At 65.8% G+C, this 15,923-nt stretch carries 18 protein-coding genes; 3 read left to right on the forward strand and 15 right to left on the reverse strand.

The window, feature by feature from the left end:
• Positions 1 to 17 precede the first annotated feature (17 nt).
• A complete protein-coding gene (locus ACH2CY_RS16795; protein ID WP_395020463.1) occupies positions 18 to 911 on the reverse strand; it encodes a branched-chain amino acid aminotransferase in 894 nt (297 codons plus the stop codon).
• Positions 912 to 1,011: 100 nt separating this feature from the next.
• Here ACH2CY_RS16795 and ACH2CY_RS16800 point away from each other — a divergent pair, with 100 nt between their 5' ends.
• From ACH2CY_RS16800 to ACH2CY_RS16810, 3 genes are read left to right on the forward strand one after another with little or no spacing between them, the layout of a single operon-like run.
• On the forward strand, positions 1,012 to 1,503 hold the full coding sequence (locus ACH2CY_RS16800; protein WP_395020464.1) for a MarR family winged helix-turn-helix transcriptional regulator: 492 nt from the start codon (positions 1,012 to 1,014) through the stop codon (positions 1,501 to 1,503).
• A 10-nt stretch (positions 1,504 to 1,513) separates the two neighbouring features.
• Positions 1,514 to 2,230 (forward strand): response regulator, encoded by a 717-nt coding sequence (locus ACH2CY_RS16805; RefSeq protein WP_395020465.1) that lies wholly within the window; start codon positions 1,514 to 1,516, stop codon positions 2,228 to 2,230.
• Complete coding sequence (locus ACH2CY_RS16810; protein WP_395020466.1) at positions 2,230 to 3,570, forward strand: ATP-binding protein; 1,341 nt, start codon at positions 2,230 to 2,232, stop codon at positions 3,568 to 3,570. Before ACH2CY_RS16805 ends, ACH2CY_RS16810 begins: the two co-directional genes overlap by 1 nt.
• Positions 3,571 to 3,579: 9 nt before the next feature.
• Here the strand turns inward: ACH2CY_RS16810 and ACH2CY_RS16815 are convergent, their stop codons facing one another.
• The 14 genes from ACH2CY_RS16815 to ACH2CY_RS16880 form a co-directional block, all read right to left on the reverse strand.
• Positions 3,580 to 5,229 carry a calcium-binding protein gene (locus ACH2CY_RS16815; protein ID WP_395020467.1) on the reverse strand — a complete coding sequence of 550 codons (1,650 nt, stop codon included), beginning with the start codon at positions 5,227 to 5,229 and terminating at the stop codon, positions 3,580 to 3,582.
• A gap of 229 nt (positions 5,230 to 5,458) precedes the next feature.
• The gene (locus ACH2CY_RS16820) at positions 5,459 to 6,229 is read right to left on the reverse strand and encodes a hypothetical protein (protein ID WP_395020468.1); all 771 of its coding nucleotides are present in this window, start codon (positions 6,227 to 6,229) and stop codon (positions 5,459 to 5,461) included.
• Positions 6,230 to 6,321: 92 nt separating this feature from the next.
• Complete coding sequence (locus ACH2CY_RS16825) at positions 6,322 to 6,684, reverse strand: tRNA-binding protein (RefSeq protein ID WP_395020469.1); 363 nt, start codon at positions 6,682 to 6,684, stop codon at positions 6,322 to 6,324.
• Positions 6,685 to 6,810: 126 nt separating this feature from the next.
• Positions 6,811 to 7,317, reverse strand: a complete 507-nt coding sequence (locus tag ACH2CY_RS16830; RefSeq protein WP_395020470.1) for a phasin family protein — start codon at positions 7,315 to 7,317, stop codon at positions 6,811 to 6,813.
• Positions 7,318 to 7,511: 194 nt separating this feature from the next.
• A complete protein-coding gene (locus tag ACH2CY_RS16835; protein WP_395020471.1) occupies positions 7,512 to 8,423 on the reverse strand; it encodes a carbohydrate ABC transporter permease in 912 nt (303 codons plus the stop codon).
• Positions 8,420 to 9,226 carry a carbohydrate ABC transporter permease gene (locus tag ACH2CY_RS16840; RefSeq protein ID WP_395020472.1) on the reverse strand — a complete coding sequence of 269 codons (807 nt, stop codon included), beginning with the start codon at positions 9,224 to 9,226 and terminating at the stop codon, positions 8,420 to 8,422. The genes ACH2CY_RS16835 and ACH2CY_RS16840 overlap by 4 nt, the downstream gene beginning before the upstream one ends.
• Entirely contained in the window at positions 9,223 to 10,713 is a 1,491-nt protein-coding gene (locus ACH2CY_RS16845; RefSeq protein ID WP_395020473.1) for an FGGY-family carbohydrate kinase, read from the reverse strand. The genes ACH2CY_RS16840 and ACH2CY_RS16845 overlap by 4 nt, the downstream gene beginning before the upstream one ends.
• Complete coding sequence (locus ACH2CY_RS16850) at positions 10,710 to 11,519, reverse strand: BtpA/SgcQ family protein (RefSeq protein ID WP_395020474.1); 810 nt, start codon at positions 11,517 to 11,519, stop codon at positions 10,710 to 10,712. The genes ACH2CY_RS16845 and ACH2CY_RS16850 overlap by 4 nt, the downstream gene beginning before the upstream one ends.
• Positions 11,520 to 11,536: 17 nt before the next feature.
• Positions 11,537 to 12,664, reverse strand: a complete 1,128-nt coding sequence (locus ACH2CY_RS16855) for an ABC transporter ATP-binding protein (protein WP_395020475.1) — start codon at positions 12,662 to 12,664, stop codon at positions 11,537 to 11,539.
• Positions 12,665 to 12,784: 120 nt separating this feature from the next.
• The gene (locus ACH2CY_RS16860; RefSeq protein WP_395020476.1) at positions 12,785 to 13,396 is read right to left on the reverse strand and encodes a DUF2280 domain-containing protein; all 612 of its coding nucleotides are present in this window, start codon (positions 13,394 to 13,396) and stop codon (positions 12,785 to 12,787) included.
• Between the two features lie 252 nt (positions 13,397 to 13,648).
• Positions 13,649 to 13,948 (reverse strand): hypothetical protein, encoded by a 300-nt coding sequence (locus ACH2CY_RS16865; protein ID WP_395020477.1) that lies wholly within the window; start codon positions 13,946 to 13,948, stop codon positions 13,649 to 13,651.
• A 60-nt stretch (positions 13,949 to 14,008) separates the two neighbouring features.
• A complete protein-coding gene (locus tag ACH2CY_RS16870) occupies positions 14,009 to 14,500 on the reverse strand; it encodes a PAS domain-containing protein (protein ID WP_395020478.1) in 492 nt (163 codons plus the stop codon).
• Positions 14,501 to 14,561: 61 nt separating this feature from the next.
• Positions 14,562 to 15,557, reverse strand: coding sequence for a DUF808 domain-containing protein (locus tag ACH2CY_RS16875; RefSeq protein ID WP_395020479.1), 996 nt, complete (start codon positions 15,555 to 15,557; stop codon positions 14,562 to 14,564).
• Between the two features lie 113 nt (positions 15,558 to 15,670).
• Positions 15,671 to 15,889, reverse strand: coding sequence for a hypothetical protein (locus ACH2CY_RS16880; RefSeq protein ID WP_395020480.1), 219 nt, complete (start codon positions 15,887 to 15,889; stop codon positions 15,671 to 15,673).
• Positions 15,890 to 15,923 lie beyond the last annotated feature (34 nt).

Consider the following 15,923-nt stretch of genomic DNA (forward strand, 5'->3'; position numbering starts at 1 on the left):
CGACTTCGCCCGCGTTGCTACGCCGCCGCGCTGTTCTCGTGCGCGCGGACTTCCTTCAGGTAGTCCTCGCGCAGCTGCCGCGTCACCGGGCCGACCTTGAACTTGTAGTCGCCGACCTGGCCCACGGGTGTCACTTCCGCCGCGGTGCCGACCAGGAAGACCTCGTCGGTCTTCGCGAGCTCGTCCGGCATGATCGCGCGCTCGACCACTTTGAGCTGGCGGCGGCGGGCGAGATCCATGACGGTCTGCCGGGTGATGCCGTTCAGGAAGCAGTCCGGCGTCGGCGTGTGAACTTCGCCGTTCTGCACCAGGAAGACGTTGGCGCCGGTGGCTTCGGCAAGCTGGCCGCGATAGTCGATCATCATCGCGTCCTGATAGCCTTCCGCTTCGGCCTCATGCTTCGAGATCGTGCAGATCATGTACAAGCCCGCAGCTTTCGAGGCGGTCGGCGCGGTGTTCGGCGCCGGGCGCTGATACTTCGCCCACTTCACGCGGATGCCCTTCTCCAGCAGCTCCGGCGAGAAATAGGCCGGCCATTGCCACATCGCAATCGCGCAATGAATCGTGTTCTGCTGCGCGGCGACGCCCATCATCTCGCTGCCGCGCCAGGCCAGCGGCCGGACGTAGCAATCGACCAGGCCGGCGCGACGGATCAGTTCTTCCTTCGCCGCGACCAGCTCCTGCACCGCATAGGGAATCTTGAAGCCCAGGATCTCGGCCGACTTGTGCAGGCGCTCCGAATGCTCGCGTGACTTGAAGACCTTGCCGCCATAGGCGCGTTCGCCTTCGAACACGCAGGAGGCATAGTGCAATCCGTGGGTCAGGACATGGACCTTCGCCTCGCGCCAGGGCACGAACTTGCCGTCGTACCAGATCTCGCCGTCGCGATCGTCATAGGGGACCAGGCTCATGGTAAGGTTTCCTCCGGTCAGGCTTCTCAGGTTATAAAAGCATCGTATCTGGGCTGAATTTAGAAGCTTCGGAAAAATAAGTCAACAGTGCTGACATAAAATGGCTGAAGTGAAATCGCCGCTCAATCTGCTGTTCCTCCGGGACGACGACCTGCGCCAGGGGATCGAGCTTTTGTTCTTCGCCTACCGGGACTTCACGGCGAAAGCGGACGAGACCCTGCTGCAATACGGCTTCGGCCGGGCGCATCACCGCGTGATCTATTTCGTCGGGCGCAACCCAGGCATGACGGTTTCGGAACTGCTCGACATCCTGAAGATCACCAAGCAGAGCCTCTCCCGCGTGTTGAGCCAGTTGGTGCGCCAGGGTTTCATCACCCAGCGCCCCGGCTCGACCGATCGGCGGCAGCGACTCTTGAGCCTGACCGACCGCGGCGCCGAGCTCGAAAGGAAGTTGACCGAGGAGCAGCGGGCGCTGGTCGCCAGGGCCTATCGCAGCGCCGGCGCCGAAGCGGTCGAAGGCTTCCGCAAGGTGCTGCTCGGCCTGATCAACGAATCCGATCGCGAACGGTTCAATCCGCAAACCCGGCGGTAGGATAGCGGGCATGAGCGACCAGCCCCATATCCTCGTCGTCGATGACGACCGCCGGATTCGCGATCTCACCGCGCGATTCCTCTCCGAGCAGGGCTTCAACGTGGTGACGGCGAACGACGCCGCCGATGCCCGCGACAAGATGAAGAGCCTCGCCTTCGACCTGCTGGTGCTGGACATCATGATGCCGGGCGAGAACGGGCTCGAGCTCACGGTCAGCCTGCGGGCCGAAAGCGACGTGCCGATCCTGCTGCTGACCGCCCGCAGTGAGACCGAGGACCGCATTGCCGGCTTCGAGACCGGCGCCGACGACTATCTCACCAAGCCCTTCGAGCCGAAGGAGCTGGTGTTGCGGATCCAGTCGATCCTGAAGCGCGCCCGCACCGCGCCGCGCGCGGCGCCGCAGCGGCGGGTGATCAAATTCGGCGAGTTCCTGTTCGAGCTCGACCGCCGGCGCCTGTTCCGCGGCGAGGAACCGGTCTATCTGACGGAAGCGGAGACCGAGCTGCTGGCCGAGCTTTGCAACCGCGCCGGCGAGGTGGTCAGCCGCGACGAGCTTACCTCCTCCTCCGCTTCCGAGACTGAAGAAGCGGCCGCGCCGGAAGCCGCGGGCAGCCGCCAGGTCGATGTCCAGGTGACGCGTCTCAGGCGCAAGATCGAGGCCGATCCGCGCTTCCCGCGCTACCTGCAGACGGTGCGCGGCCGCGGCTATCTGCTGCAGCCCGACTGATGTTGGCCCAGGCGCGCGAGTTCTTGGCGGCGGTGGAGCGGCTGATGCCGCGGACCCTGCTCGGCCGCTCGATCATCATCATCGTGACCCCGGTGATCCTGCTGCAGGCGATATCGGCCTGGGTCTTCTACACCAGCCATTGGGACACGGTGACAAGGCGGCTCGCTCAGAGCGTGGCCGGCGACATCGCCTATGTGATCCGCCAGCTGCCACATCCGATCGATCCAAGGCAGGCGCAGCAGGTCTTCGCCATCGCCAAGGACATGATGGACGTGAAGCTGGTGTTCAAGCCGGGCAAGATCCTGCCCAACGACCCCACCATCACGCGGCAGAACCTGGTCGATCGCTCGCTCTCCAAGGCGCTGGAGGATGCGCTGAAGCGGCCGTTCCTGATCGACAGCCGCTCGCAGCGCAATTACATCGAGATTCACGTGCAGCTGGCCGAAGGCGTGATGCAAGCGCAGGTGCGCCGCCGCCGCCTGTTCAGCTCGACCACCTATCTCTTCTTCCTCTGGATGGTCGGGACGTCGCTGGCGCTGCTCGCCTTCGCCACCATCTTCATGCGCAACCAGGTGCGGCCGATCAAGCGGCTGGCCCAGGTCGCCGACGATTTCGGCCGCGGCCGCGAGATCCGCGACTTCCACCCCAGCGGCGCCAACGAGGTCGAGCTCGCCGGCCATGCCTTCAACCTGATGCGCGACCGCATCCGCCGTCAGATCTCGCAGCGCACCGAGATGCTGGCCGGCGTCAGCCACGATCTGCGCACGCCGTTGACCCGGATGAAGCTGCAGCTGGCCCTGATGGGCGGCAATCCCGAAGTCGCAGACCTCAAGAAGGACGTCGACGAGATGGAGCGCATGATCGGCGGCTATCTCGCCTTCGCCCGGGGCGAAGGCACCGAACGCGCGGTCGACGCCGATCTGGTCGAGCTGGTGACCGACGCGGTCAACGATGCCCGGCGCGAGGGCGCCGCCATCACGCTCGCGACACCGACCCAGAAGATCATGCTGCCGCTGCGCCGCGACGCGCTGCGGCGCGCGCTGGCCAATGTGATCGGCAATGCCCGCCGCTATGCCGACCGGATCGAGGTCTCGATGCGCAGCCGCGGCCACGGCGTAGATGTCATCGTCGATGACAACGGCCCGGGCATTCCCAAGGCCCAGCGCGAAGACGTGTTCCGCCCGTTCTTCCGCCTGGACTCCTCGCGCAACCCGGAGACCGGCGGGACCGGCCTGGGGCTCGCCATAGCCCGCGACATCGTGCGCACCCATGGCGGCGAGATCACCTTGCACGATTCACCGCTCGGCGGGTTGCGCGCGATCCTCCGGCTGCCGAGCTAAGCACGGCCTTCAGAACAATACGTTGGTGGCGACGTCTTCGCCGACCTTGAGCGTGTCCGTGGTGTGGATCTCCGCGATCTTGGTGTCGAGGAAATTGTTGCCGTCGGTGTCGATCCAGACATCGACCACCGCGCCGTTATCGACCAGGCCGACGCGCGCCTCGCGATCCTCGACATCGACCCCGAGCTTGTCGAAATAGAGGTTGAGGTCAAGATAGTCCTGGCCGCCGGTCTTGTCGCCGTCGAAGCCCAGGATGATGTCGAAGCCGTCCAGCTTGCTGGCATAGGAGACCACGTCGTTGCCGGCGCTGACATCGATCGTGTCGTTGCCGCCTTCGCCTCTCATCCAGTCATCGCCGTCGCCGCCGATCAGCGTGTCCGCGCCGTCGCCGCCGAACAGCCAGTCGCTGCCGCCCGCGCCGTCGATCTTGTTGGCGGCCTTGTTACCGATGATCATGTTATGCGCATCGTTGCCGGTGCCGCTGATGCCGGCATTCCCACGCAAGGTCAGGTTCTCGACATAGTCCGGCAGCGTGTAGGCGAAGGCCTCGCTCAGGACCGTGTCAAAGGTGCCGCCGGTGCTGGTCTCGACCACGACATCCTTGGAATTATTGACCATGTAGGTGTCGTTGCCGTCACCGCCGATCATCGTGTCGTAGCCGGTGCCGCCGTCGAGCGTGTTGTCCTTGGTGTTGCCGATCAGGGTGTTCGCCAGCGCGTTGCCGGTGCCAACCAGCGCGCCGCCGGTGAGCGTCAGGTTCTCGACATAGGCCGACAGGGCAAAGTCCTTGGTGCTGATCACCGTATCGGCCCCGCCGCCATCCTTCACCGACTCTGTCTCGGTGACCACATCGCCGGGATTGTCGACGTAGTAGGTGTCGTCTCCGAGGCCGCCCCACAGGGTATCGGCGCCGATGCCGCCGTCGATGACGTCTTTGCCGCCGGCACCGAAGATGTCGTCGTTGCCGGCCTTGCCCAAGATCGTGTTGTTGCCTTCATTTCCCCACAGCGCGTTCCAGCTGGCGTCGCCCGCGATCGAGAGATCGGCCGCACCGAGCAGCATCACGTCCTCGATGCCGTCGAAGGCCTTGAGGTCGAGGTTGACATCGACGGTCGCCAGGACGGCGTCACCCGCGTCGCCACCGGTCTCCACAATCACGTCGGTCAGGCTGTCGATCACGTAGACGTCGTCGCCCTTGCCGCCGGTCATCGTGTCGCTGCCGGCCCCGCCATCCAGATAGTCGTCGCCGTTGTTGCCGTTGAGCTTGTCGTTCCCGGCATAGCCCATCAGGGTGTCGTCCTGGTTGGAGCCGGTGATCGTGTCGTCGCCGTTGAAGACGGCGGCGAGGAACCCTTGCGAATCGCCCGCCAGGCGATAGGCGTTGAAGCTCGCCGCCGACAGCGAGAGGTTGGCGATCTGGAAATCGAAAGCCCCGGTGACGATGCTGGTGATGGAGGTGATCGTGCCGCCGGTGAGCGCGCCGTTGCTGTAGGTGAGGCCGACGCCCTGGACCTCGACATAGGTGCTGGGATCGAGGTTGCTGGGGCCGGTCCGCCAGTTCGTCGCATTGGCGACGAACAGGAAGTTGCCGATCAGGTCGTCGATGTCGAAGTTGTTGAAATCGACGCCGTTGTTGGGGCTGGTCGTGAAATTCGCCATGGCGGACCTCCTTTAGGAGAGTGCCGGCGTTCCACGCGCGTCAGAGCTGGTGCGGTCGAGTGAGACCGCCGCGCGCCACGCCGTCCTGAGGTCGGTCGGGAGCGCGGTCTGTCAGGTTCGTTGCTGTTCGACGGAATCGACGCAGAGAGACCCGCCTGTGCCGGTGGTCACAGTTCCGGCGAGCGGCGAAACGGCGGGAATGCCGCCTTCACTGCACGTCGATATGCGGCTAGAGCAGGAAGCCTTGCTGCAAGGCCTTGGTGAGGTCGTCGCCAAAGGCGCTGGTCTTGCGGATCAGGCAGACGCTCGGCGGCAGCACCTTCAATTGCGGATCATCGGCGTTGAGGCTGGTGATGACCGCCACCGGGATGTTGCGGGTCGCCGGGATCGCCGCGAGCGCCAGGGCGAGGTCGATGCCGGAGAGCTGCGGCATCACCGCGGAGAGGATCATCATGTCCGGCTTGGCGCGGGTGGCATAGGCCAGGGCCTTCAAGGTGTCGGGAATGGCGGTGGCGCGGTAGCCGCAGGCGCGCAGTTCGCGCTCGACGAAGGTCTGCTGCGTGCCCGGGGCCATCACCAGCACCACCTCGATGTCACGCACTTCCGGCGCCTCGTCGATCTCGACGCCGCGGCGGACCGGGAGGCCGCGCACCATCTGGCGGATGTCGCCCTCCTCGCCCTGCTTGCCGCTGAGGAGGTCCTGGATCACGTCGAGGTAATGCCCGAGATCGTCGATCGCCCGGTCGTCGAGTGTGACGATGGCGGTGAGGTAGTTCTGGGCCTGGTCGGCCACGGTCTCCAGCATGGAGAGGCCGAAATTCCGGGCCTGGCCGGCGAGGTCGAAGACGAAGCGGCGGAGATCCGGCAGGCAGTCGCCCTTGGGCAGGCGCTGGATCAGGTCGGCGGTGCGTTCCTGGGTCTCGCCGACGAACTCGGCCAGCAGCCCCGCCACCATATCCGCCGTGGCGCCCGCATAGGCGCCGCTCCCGAGTCCACGCATATCGATCCCACTTTCCGAAATTGCCGCAGCAGCCGGCAGTCTGGGCGGGGCTTCGTTAAAAAAGCTTCTACGGGGCGGTGCGTCCTTTGGTCCTAGAACAAGCGGCCGCCGACCGGCACGTTCTGGGTCGGCGCGATCAGGACCACGCCGCCATCCCCGTCCGGGAAGCCCAGAACCAGCACCTCGGAGATGAACTTGCCGATCTGCTTGGGCGGGAAATTCACCACCGCGGCGACCTGTTTTCCGACCAGCCCTTCCAGCGTGTAGTGCTTGGTGATCTGGACGGAGCTGCGCTTGACCCCGATCCCCGGGCCGAAATCGACCGAGAGCTTGAAGGCGGGCTTGCGCGCCTCGGGATAAGGCTCGGCGGAGAGGATCACGCCGACCCGGATATCGACCTTCAGGAAATCGTCGTAGGTGATCGGCGCCGTCGCGCCGCCCGCTTCCGCAGCCATGGTCCCGCTCTCTCTCGCTCGCTGTTCGGGTCGGACGTTAGAGCATAAAGAGAAGGGCGCCCACCCGTTTCCGGGGGGCGGCCTTCCATCGATCTCGGCTCTAACTGCGAGCCGGGCGAAGCGAGATTACTTCTTCGCGGTCTTGGCGAAGGCGGTCTTCACTTCGTCGAAGCTGTCGGCGACGCGCTTCGAGACGACGTTGATCGCCTGGGTGTTGGACTTGGTCAGGGTCTCGTTCATCTCGCGCAGGGTCGAAACGGCCTGCTCGAAAGCCGACTTCGCGACTTCAGCCTGCTTCACCAGCTTCTCTTCGACGCTGGCCGGAGCCGAAAGCTCCTTGGCGATGCTGGAGAACTGCTCGACGGCTTCGCGGGCGAGCTCGGCCTGGCGGGCGGCAACGGCCTTCACGCCGTCGAACGCGAGCTGGTTGGCGCTCTGGAACGCCTCGAAGTTCTTGCGCTGCGAAGCGAAGACGCTCTCGAGGTCAACGCTCGGGGCCTTGCCGTTGGCGAACGACTTCGAGAAGTCGCTGACCCAGCGGTTGAAGTCGGTCTGGAACTGACCGAAATCCGGAACCTTGAAATAGTCCGGCTTGAAGAAGTCGTTGGTCTCGGCGGTGTTGGTCTTGGCCATGGGGGCTTTCCTCCTGGGGGATTTCATCTGCTCGTGCCTTCATTGTGCAGTGCACAATTACAAGGAAGATGGTGCAATGCAGCAGGAAAATCAAGGGCTTTGTTGCGACGCAACAGGCTCGAAATATTACCATTATTTATCTGACACTTAGATGAAGTTCGCGAGTCACTTCCCGGGCGCCGGCGGGGCCGGATCTAGGCCCGGCGGGTCACTAACCGGAAGAGGATGAGGCTGAGAAAGAGGACCATCATTAGTAATACAAATGAGGCGGCCGCCCCGTCGTGGAGGCTCAAGCCCAGGAACGCCTGGCGATAGGTGTAGATACTCAAGAGATCGGTGCCCATGTCCGGCCCGCCCCGGGTCAGCACATAGACGAGGTCGTAGGCGCGGGTCACGTTGATCAGCTGGATGACGATCGCGATCCCGACCACCGGCCGCAGCAGCGGCAGGGTCAGGTACCAGAATTGCTGCCAGCGCCCCGCCCCATCCATCTCGGCCGCCTCGTAGGGGCGGCGCGGCAGCGCGGCGAGGCCGGCCGAAAGGATCAGCACCACGAAGGCGACCTGCTGCCAGAGCTCGACGAAGACCAGGGTCCAGAGCGCGAGGTCGGGATCGCCCAGCCAATCCGGCACCGGTAGCCCGGCCAGGCCGATCAGCTGGTTGATCACGCCGCGACCGGGCGCGAGCAGGATATGCCAGATCAGCCCGGCGCTGACCGGCGCCAGGGCCACCGGCACGGTGAGGATCGCGAAGTAGATCGCCTTCAGCCGCACCACCCGGGTTAGCAGCACGGCGATCAGCAGGCCGAGGCCGAAGGCGCCGGTCACGGTCGCGACGGTGTATTCGAAGGAGACCGCCAGCGAGTGCCAGAAATAGGGATCGACCAGCAGGGTCTCGAAATTCGCCAGGCCGACGAAGGGTTCGAGCACCGGGTTGAGCAGGTTGAACGAGGAAAGGCTGAGCAGCACCGCATAGACCAGCGGCAGGCCGAGGACCAGGGCGATCATCGAGAGCCCGGGCGCCGCGAATTTCCACCCGGTCGCCCGCCAGCGGTTGCGCGGCCGCCGTCGCTTCGCCGGCTTCGCATTGGCTGCGGCGGCCGTCACCGGATCGCTCCGAAGGTGCGGCCGTGGAGCAGGTGGTGGCGCAACAGCGCCAGGACCCCGAGCATCGGCAGCACGCCGAGCACGATGCCGGCGGAGAGTTCCGCGACCGGCACCTCGGCGCGGGACTGCAGGTTGGTGAGCGCGACCGGGATGGTCTCGCTCTCGCCGTCGGTCAGCACCAGCGCGAACAGGAACTCGTTCCAGGCCAGGATGAAACCCGACAGCGCCGCGACGGCGAGGCCGGGCCGCGCGACCGGCAAGGCGATCCGCCAGAAGGCACCCCAGGCGGTGGCGCCGTCGGACATCGCCGCCCATTCGAGCTCGGCCGGCACGCGCTCGAAGAAGCCGATCAGGACCCAGGTGAGGAACGGCAGGTTGACCGCGGCATAGGCGAGCACCAGCCCGCCCATCGGGTCGGTGAAGCCGGCGACCATGAACAGCGCGACCACCGGCAGCACCATGGCAATCGGCGGCAGCAGTTGGAGCAGCAGCAGCAGAAACCGCCCGGCCTGCCCGCTGCTGCGGTAGCGCGCCAGCGCATAGCCGAGCGTCGCGGCGAAGGGCAAGGCCAGCAGGGTCGAGAGCGAAGCCGCCGCCAGGCTGTTGGCGGCGGCGCGCCAGAAGCGATCCTCCACCAGCAGCTTCACATAATTCTCGAGCGTGACGGCGGTGGGCAGATCGAGGCTGTTGCTCTGCGTCTCGGGGAGGAAGCTCAGGTGCAAGACCCAGAGGAGCGGCAGCGCGATCCAGAGCGCGCAGACCGCCAGCACCGCATGGGCGATGAGATTGCCGCGCCGCCTCATGCCGCGCTCTCCAGGTCGAGCCGCGGATAAAGCGTCTTCAGCCGCGCATAGACCTCGCGGTGATTCGCATAGGCGCGGTCATAGACCGCCTGGCGCGCCGGGTCCGGCCGGAACTCTCGGCCGGTGGCGACATAGCGACTGACCCCGGCGAGATCCGCGAAGGCGCCGATGCCATGGCCCGCGACGTAAGCGGCGCCCAGGCAGGAGCCCGGATGGCGGTCGATCCGGGTCACCGGAACCGCCAGCACGTTCGCGGCGATCTGCAGCCAGAGATCACTGGCCGCGCCGCCGTCGCAGGCGAAGACGCGGTTCACGGCGAGGCCCAGCTCCGAGAACACCTCGACATGATGCCGGAAGCCGAAGACGACGCCTTCCAGCGCCGCGCGCCAGAGATGCGCCAGGGTGTGATGCAAGCCGAGGCCGACGATCGTGCCGCGGGCGTGCGGATCGTGCAGCGGCGTCTTCTCGCCGAGGAAATAGGGCAGCAGCACGATGCCGTCGGCGCCGGCCGGCACGCCGGCCGCAAGACGATCGAGCGCGGCATGGGTCTCGCCGCCGGCGAACTCGCGGAGGATCCAGTTCAAGAGACTGCCGCTGGTCGCGGTGCAACCGTTGACGAAATACCGGTTGGGCAGGATGTGGTGGTCGATGAACAGCCGGGGATCGGTCGCCGGCCTGGCGGTCGAGAGCAGGATGTCGCCGGCGCCGCCGAACTTCAGCACCAGGTCGCCGTCCTGCGAAGCGCCCGCCACATAGGCCGAGGCCACGTGGTCGGCACAGCCGGCGATGACCAGCGTGCCCGCTTTCAACCCGGTCGCCTGCGCCGCTTCTGTTGTCACGGCGCCGATGATCTCGGTCGCGCGGCGGATCGGCGGGAGAACATCCGCGGCGATGCCCGCTTCCACCACCATCTCCGGCGCAAAGTGCCCGCCCGCGAGATCCATCAGCCCGGATTCCAGCGCCCAGTTCTGCTCGATCGACCGGGCGTCAGTCAGGCGATGGGCGATGTAGTCATAGGAGCCGAACACCGTCGCGATCCGGCAGAACATCTCCGGCTCATGGCGCTCGAGCCAGCGCAGTTTTGGCGCCACGACCTGCTGGTTGATGCTGCCGCCGGTCAGCCGGAAGAAGCGGTCCGCATCGAAGCGAGCCTGCATCGCCGCGATCTCGGCGGTGGCGCGGGCGTCGTTCTGCTGGATGCTCGGCCGCAGCAGCTTGCCGTCCCGATCCAGCAGGACCAGCGCCGGCACCATGCCGGTGACGCCGACCGCCGCGATCCGGTCGGCGGAAATGCCGGCGGTCTTCAGCAATTCGCCGATCACGGCGCAACAATTCGACCACCAGAGCGCCGGATCCTCCTCGGCCCAGCCGGCATGAAGCGACTGGAGCGCGCTCGGCCGCGCCGCGGTCGCCAGGGTCCCGCCTTCGGCATCGATCAGGATGCCGATGGTCGAGGTGGTGCCGATGTCGAGGCCGAGAAAGATCACCGCAGCTTTCGCACCTTGTCCATGAACCGCTTCACCCGGTCGCCATCGACCGCCTTCCAGGTGTCGCCGCCCTGCTTGAAATGCGTGCCGATGACGACGCCGTCGGCAATCGCGAGGATCGACTGCACGTTGTCGATGTTGACGCCGGTATTGGCGAAGACTGGGGTCTCGGGCAGCACGTCCTTCACCGCCTTCAAGTCGCTGGTCTCGACCGCTTCGCCGGTCATCACCCCGGAGACCAGCACCACGTCGGCCAGCGAAGCGAAGACCGCGCTCTTGGCGCGCTGGGCAATGGTGCGACTGCCGACCGGCGAGGCGAACTCGGCGTTGATGTTGTACATGAGCTTGATGTCGTCGCGGCCGAGATTGTGCCGCAGCCGCACCGCGCCGGCGCAATCCGGCGCCCAGAGGCCCATGTCGGAATCATAGACCCCGGTCATGATCTCGCGCCCGAACCTGGCGCCGGTCGCGACCGCGAGTCCGACCGTCGCCACGGGATCCCAGAGATAGTTGACGCCGAACGGCACCTTGATCTCGGGTTTCAGCGCCATCACCGCCGCGGCATAGGCGGCGAGCGATTCCGGCGTGGCCTTGAGGATATAGGGCCGGTCGCCCTCGTTGCCGAACATCACCGCGTCGACCCCGCCGGCCTGCAGGGCGACGATGTCCTTGGATGCGGATTCGATGATCCAGTTCATGCCGCGCTTGGCGTCATAGAGCGGCGATCCCGGCAGCGGCGGGAAATGCACCATGGCGATGATCGGCTTCACGCTGCCGAAGGTCTCACCAAGATTCAGACTGGTCATTGAATACTCCTGAACACTCAGATATCCCGCGGCACGGCCATGGTGGTGCGCGGGTCGAAGAGATGCATTTCGGCGAGATCGAGGTAGAGGCGCTGCATGCTGCCGATCGGCGCGCGGTAATGGCGGCCGAGCCGCGCGGCGAAATCGAAGCCTGCGAGGCCCGGGATTGCCGCGATCAGCACCGTCTCGGCGCCGCGGGTCTCCAGCGCCACCACCTCGACGTCGATCGCCTGCCAGCCGGGATCGCTGGGCTCGGCATGCACGTCCTCGGGCCGCAGACCGAAGATCGCCTCCTGCGCATTATAGGTGCGATAGGCGGGCGTGTAGGGTGTCGGCACCCGCAGGCGCACATGGCCGGTTTCGATGAACAGCGCGCCGTCCTCGCGCTTGGTGCCGTCGGCGGTCATCACATGGCAGGGCACCAGGTTCATCGCCGGATGCGCCAGCGCCCCGGCGACGAAGACATTGACCGGGTTGCGGTAGAGCTCCAGCGGCATGCCCACCTGCTCGACCCGGCCCTTGCGCATCATGCAGATCCGCTCGCCCAGGGTCATGGCCGCGACCTGGTCATGGGTCGCATAGACCATGGTGCGCCCGAGGCTGCGATGCAGCTTCACCAGCTCGAGGCGCATCTCGTTGCGGAGCTGCGCATCGAGATTGGCCAGCGGCTCGTCGAACAGGTAGGCGACCGGATCGCGCACCAGCGCCCGGCCCAGGGCGACGCGCTGCTGTTCGCCGCCGGTCAGCGCCGAGGGCCGGCGGCCAAGATGCTGGTCGAGGTCGAGCATCCCAGCGATCCGGCGCACCCGCTGCTCGATCTCCGCGCGCGGCGCCTTGTGCATCCTCAGGCCGAAGGCAAGGTTCTCCCCGACCGAGAGATGCGGATAGAGCGCGTAGGACTGGAACACGATCGCGAGGTTGCGGTCCTTGGGCGCCACGTCGTTGACCATCTGGTCGCCGATGAAGACCTCGCCGGCGCTCGGACTCTCCAGCCCCGCGATCAGCCGCAGCAAGGTCGACTTGCCGGCGCCGGACGGCCCAAGCAGGACCATGAGCTCGCCGTCATCGACCTGCAGCGTCACATCCGCGAGCGCAGCGACCTTGCCGTAGTTCTTGGAGACATCCTGAAGCGCAATCGACGCCAACGGCTTAATTCCACTGCCGAATCACTGAGTTTCTTCGGCAATATCATCGCATCGCACCCCAGCGTGTGCAATAAAACGCCGCGCCGAAGGATTCGGAGCGGCGTTGCATTCATTCCGCATTCAGCGCCATGCAGCGCGCCGCCGGCTTTCGTAGCAGCCGCCGCATTCCTTGGCCGCCTGCTCGAGGAAGGCGGCAGCCTTGAACAACTCGTGCTTCTCCACGGCCTGCCGTGCAAAGCGGTCGAGCATCTCCAGGCGAAAGGCCTTCTGGGCGACGCCGATCTCGGCAAGCTCGGCCAGGAATTTCGCCCGCGTCGCCGCGTGCAGGTCGATCCAGCGTTGCGCGGGCGGCTTGCAGCCGGCCGGATCATATTTGTAAATCAGCTGGCGGCTGACCTCGATGCCGAAGGTGTCGCGCACGGCCGCGGCCACCCGGGACGGCGTGTCGAAGCAGGCCAAGGCGCGCACGATGAACTCCCGGATCTCATCGGTAAGGCGGAATGTCGACCTTGGACCGGTCGGGGTTGGTGCATCCGGTAAACCTCCGGTCGGGGTTGGTGCATCCGGTAAACCTCCGGTCGGGGTTGGCGCGTTCGGTAAACCTCCTGTGGGGGTTGGTGCGTTCGGTAAACCTCCTGTGGGGGTTGGTGCGTTCGGTAAACCTCCTGTGGGGGTTGGCACGTTTGGTAAACCTCCCGTGGGGGTTGGTGCTTCGGTCGAGGTGGGCGGCATGGCGACCTCTCAGGCAAAAAGATTCGGGCGTGGCGATGCGCGCGGCATCCGTCGCTCTTCGGTATTGCTGATCGGGAATGCGGCACCTCAGTGCCGTCGTTAATGCCCCGCTCGCGCGGCGGGATCGCAGCCGGCGCATCTCGCCACTGCAAGACGCAGTATAGTTCTCTTTTTGTTCCAATGCAAGGCTAGACGCGCGTCGGGAGGCCGGAATGCGTCAGAAAGAGGATGCCACGCCCATGCCGCGCGGCGTTACGACAGCCCCTTCGCCTGCTTGATCGCGGCCTGCACGCCGTCGATGAAGCCGAACAGGTATTCGCTGGTCAGCATGCGGCCATCGGCCTCGAAGCCGTCGAGAATGTCGTCTTCCACCAGAATGCCCTCGGGGTCGATGCAGCGTTTGTAGAGCGCCAGCAATTCGTCGAAGGAGGTTCCGGCGTCGTAGGTGAAGGTCTCGACGTTCTCCACCGCCCCCTCGTCATCCGAGGCTTCAGCCCAGGCGCGGCCGGCATTGAAGCCAAGGGGATATTCTTCATCTGAATCCGCCGTCATGGGTGGTCCTTCGTTCTTTTCATGACGCTCATCCTCGATCGTGCCGCATGTCACCGGCACTCAATAGGCGCTGTCCAGGTTCCTGTAGTAAATGCCTGCCAGCACCATGTTCACCACGGAACCGTTATCGGACAGCGGCAGCAGAAGTTTCTGCTCGCGCAGAAAGCGCCCTTCGCTGTTACGGAACTGGGTCTCGAAATAGGCCGGCTGTGCCGTGTCGAGCACCGGCTTGTATTGCATGGCGATCAAATTGCGTTCTTCGTCGGAAGTCAGGACCTCCGAGCCTTTCCCGGTGCGGTCTTTTCCGCCGTGACCAATGAGGTTTGAGCCGTCAAGCCGAACGCGATAGTGCTCGATCCCGCCGAAGAACTCCGCCAGGAGAAGATTGCCGAGCCATTCTCGCATCTCCAGCGGTTCGATGTCGGCACGCGACGGCAGCGGCCGTCCGGCGCATTTGCCGATCCAGTAGTCAAACAGCCGTGCCAGGCGAGGATTGTAAGATTCCAGGCTCCCGGGCGGCGGCGGCAACAGCTTTACTTCGATCTTGGCCATTTCCTGAGCCTATACGACGGGGCTTGCTGCACTGGCAAATCCGAGGGCTGCAACGCCGGCGCTAGGGCTTCGCGCGCAGGCGGCGCAAACCTGCCTTCAGGCTCCGCCAGAGCGGGGAGAGGAAGCGGCCCATGACCGGGATCGCGAGCAGGCCGATGCAGAGGCCGACGACGCCGGCGCCGGCGGCCTGGACCAGCCAGGCGAGGAACGCGCCGACGGCAGGGACCGCCTGTTCCGCGGCGGCGCCGGCATCGTGCAGCAGTTGGCTGGGCCAGGCCCAGCCATAGCTCTCAAGGCCGTGCAGCAGGATCCCGCCGCCGACCCAGATCATCGCCGCGGTGCCGAGGATGCCGAGCAGGCGCAGGAAATGCGGCATGAACCGGACCAGGGCGCGACCGAACACGCGCACCGGTGCGCCGAGCGGGCCGCGGACCTGCGCCAGCGCGAGGCCGACGTCGTCGGCCTTCACGATGATGGCGACCACGCCGTAGACCGCGACCGTGATCGCGACGCCGACGACGGCCAGCACCGTCGCCTGCGTCCAGAACCCGGCGTCCGGAACGGCGCCCAGCGTGATGGTCATGATTTCGGCCGAGAGGATGAAGTCGGTCTTGATGGCGCTCGCGACCTTCTGGTCCTCGAAGGATTGCGCGTCGTCCGCGATCGACTCCAGGGCGGCCTCGTGCTCGTGGGCGGCGTGCGGGAACAGGGATTCATAGACCTTCTCCGCCCCTTCGTAGCAGAGGTAGAGCGCGCCCAGCATCAGCAGGGGCATGATGGCCTGCGGGAGGAGCAAGGTCAGCGCAAGTGCTGCCGGCAGCAGGAACAGCAGCTTGTTCTTGAGCGAACCGAGCGCGATCTTGCCGACGACGGGCAGCTCGCGCGAAGCGGCGAAATTCGTCAGATAGCGCGGCGTGACCGCGGTGTCGTCGATCACGACGCCCGCCGCCTTGGTTCCCGCCTTGGCCGCCTGTCCGGCGATGTCGTCCAGCGACGCCGCCGCGGCCTTGGCGATGCTGGCCACGTCGTCGAGAAGGGCAATCAGACCGATGCTCAAGAAAGATGCTCCTGTTGGCGGTGGAATCCGAGCGTCCCACCTTGTCCGCCCAGCTTAGTCAAGGTGCGGAGGCTTTGCCACGACAGGAGGTGTGCCCGGGATGCCCGGCGGCGCTAGCTGCGGCGATCGCCCTTGCCGCTCGGAGCGTTCATTTCATTATTCGGGTCGTCGGCCTGGGCGTCGCCTTGACCATTGCCGACGGGATTGCGGGCGGCGTCCACGTCGCGCGCGGCCTGCGCCCGATGCGCCCGGTCTTGCCCCTCGGGCTTGCCGGCCCCGTCCCGAACCTTGGTCGCGCGCCGGCGGAGTTCTTCTTCCCGGTTCCGGTCCATCTCTGACCTCGTCAGCAACCCAGTGACGAGGGAT

Origin of the sequence: Dongia sp., assembly GCF_041905885.1 — a bacterium.
Classification (GTDB): Bacteria; Pseudomonadota; Alphaproteobacteria; order Dongiales; family Dongiaceae; genus Dongia.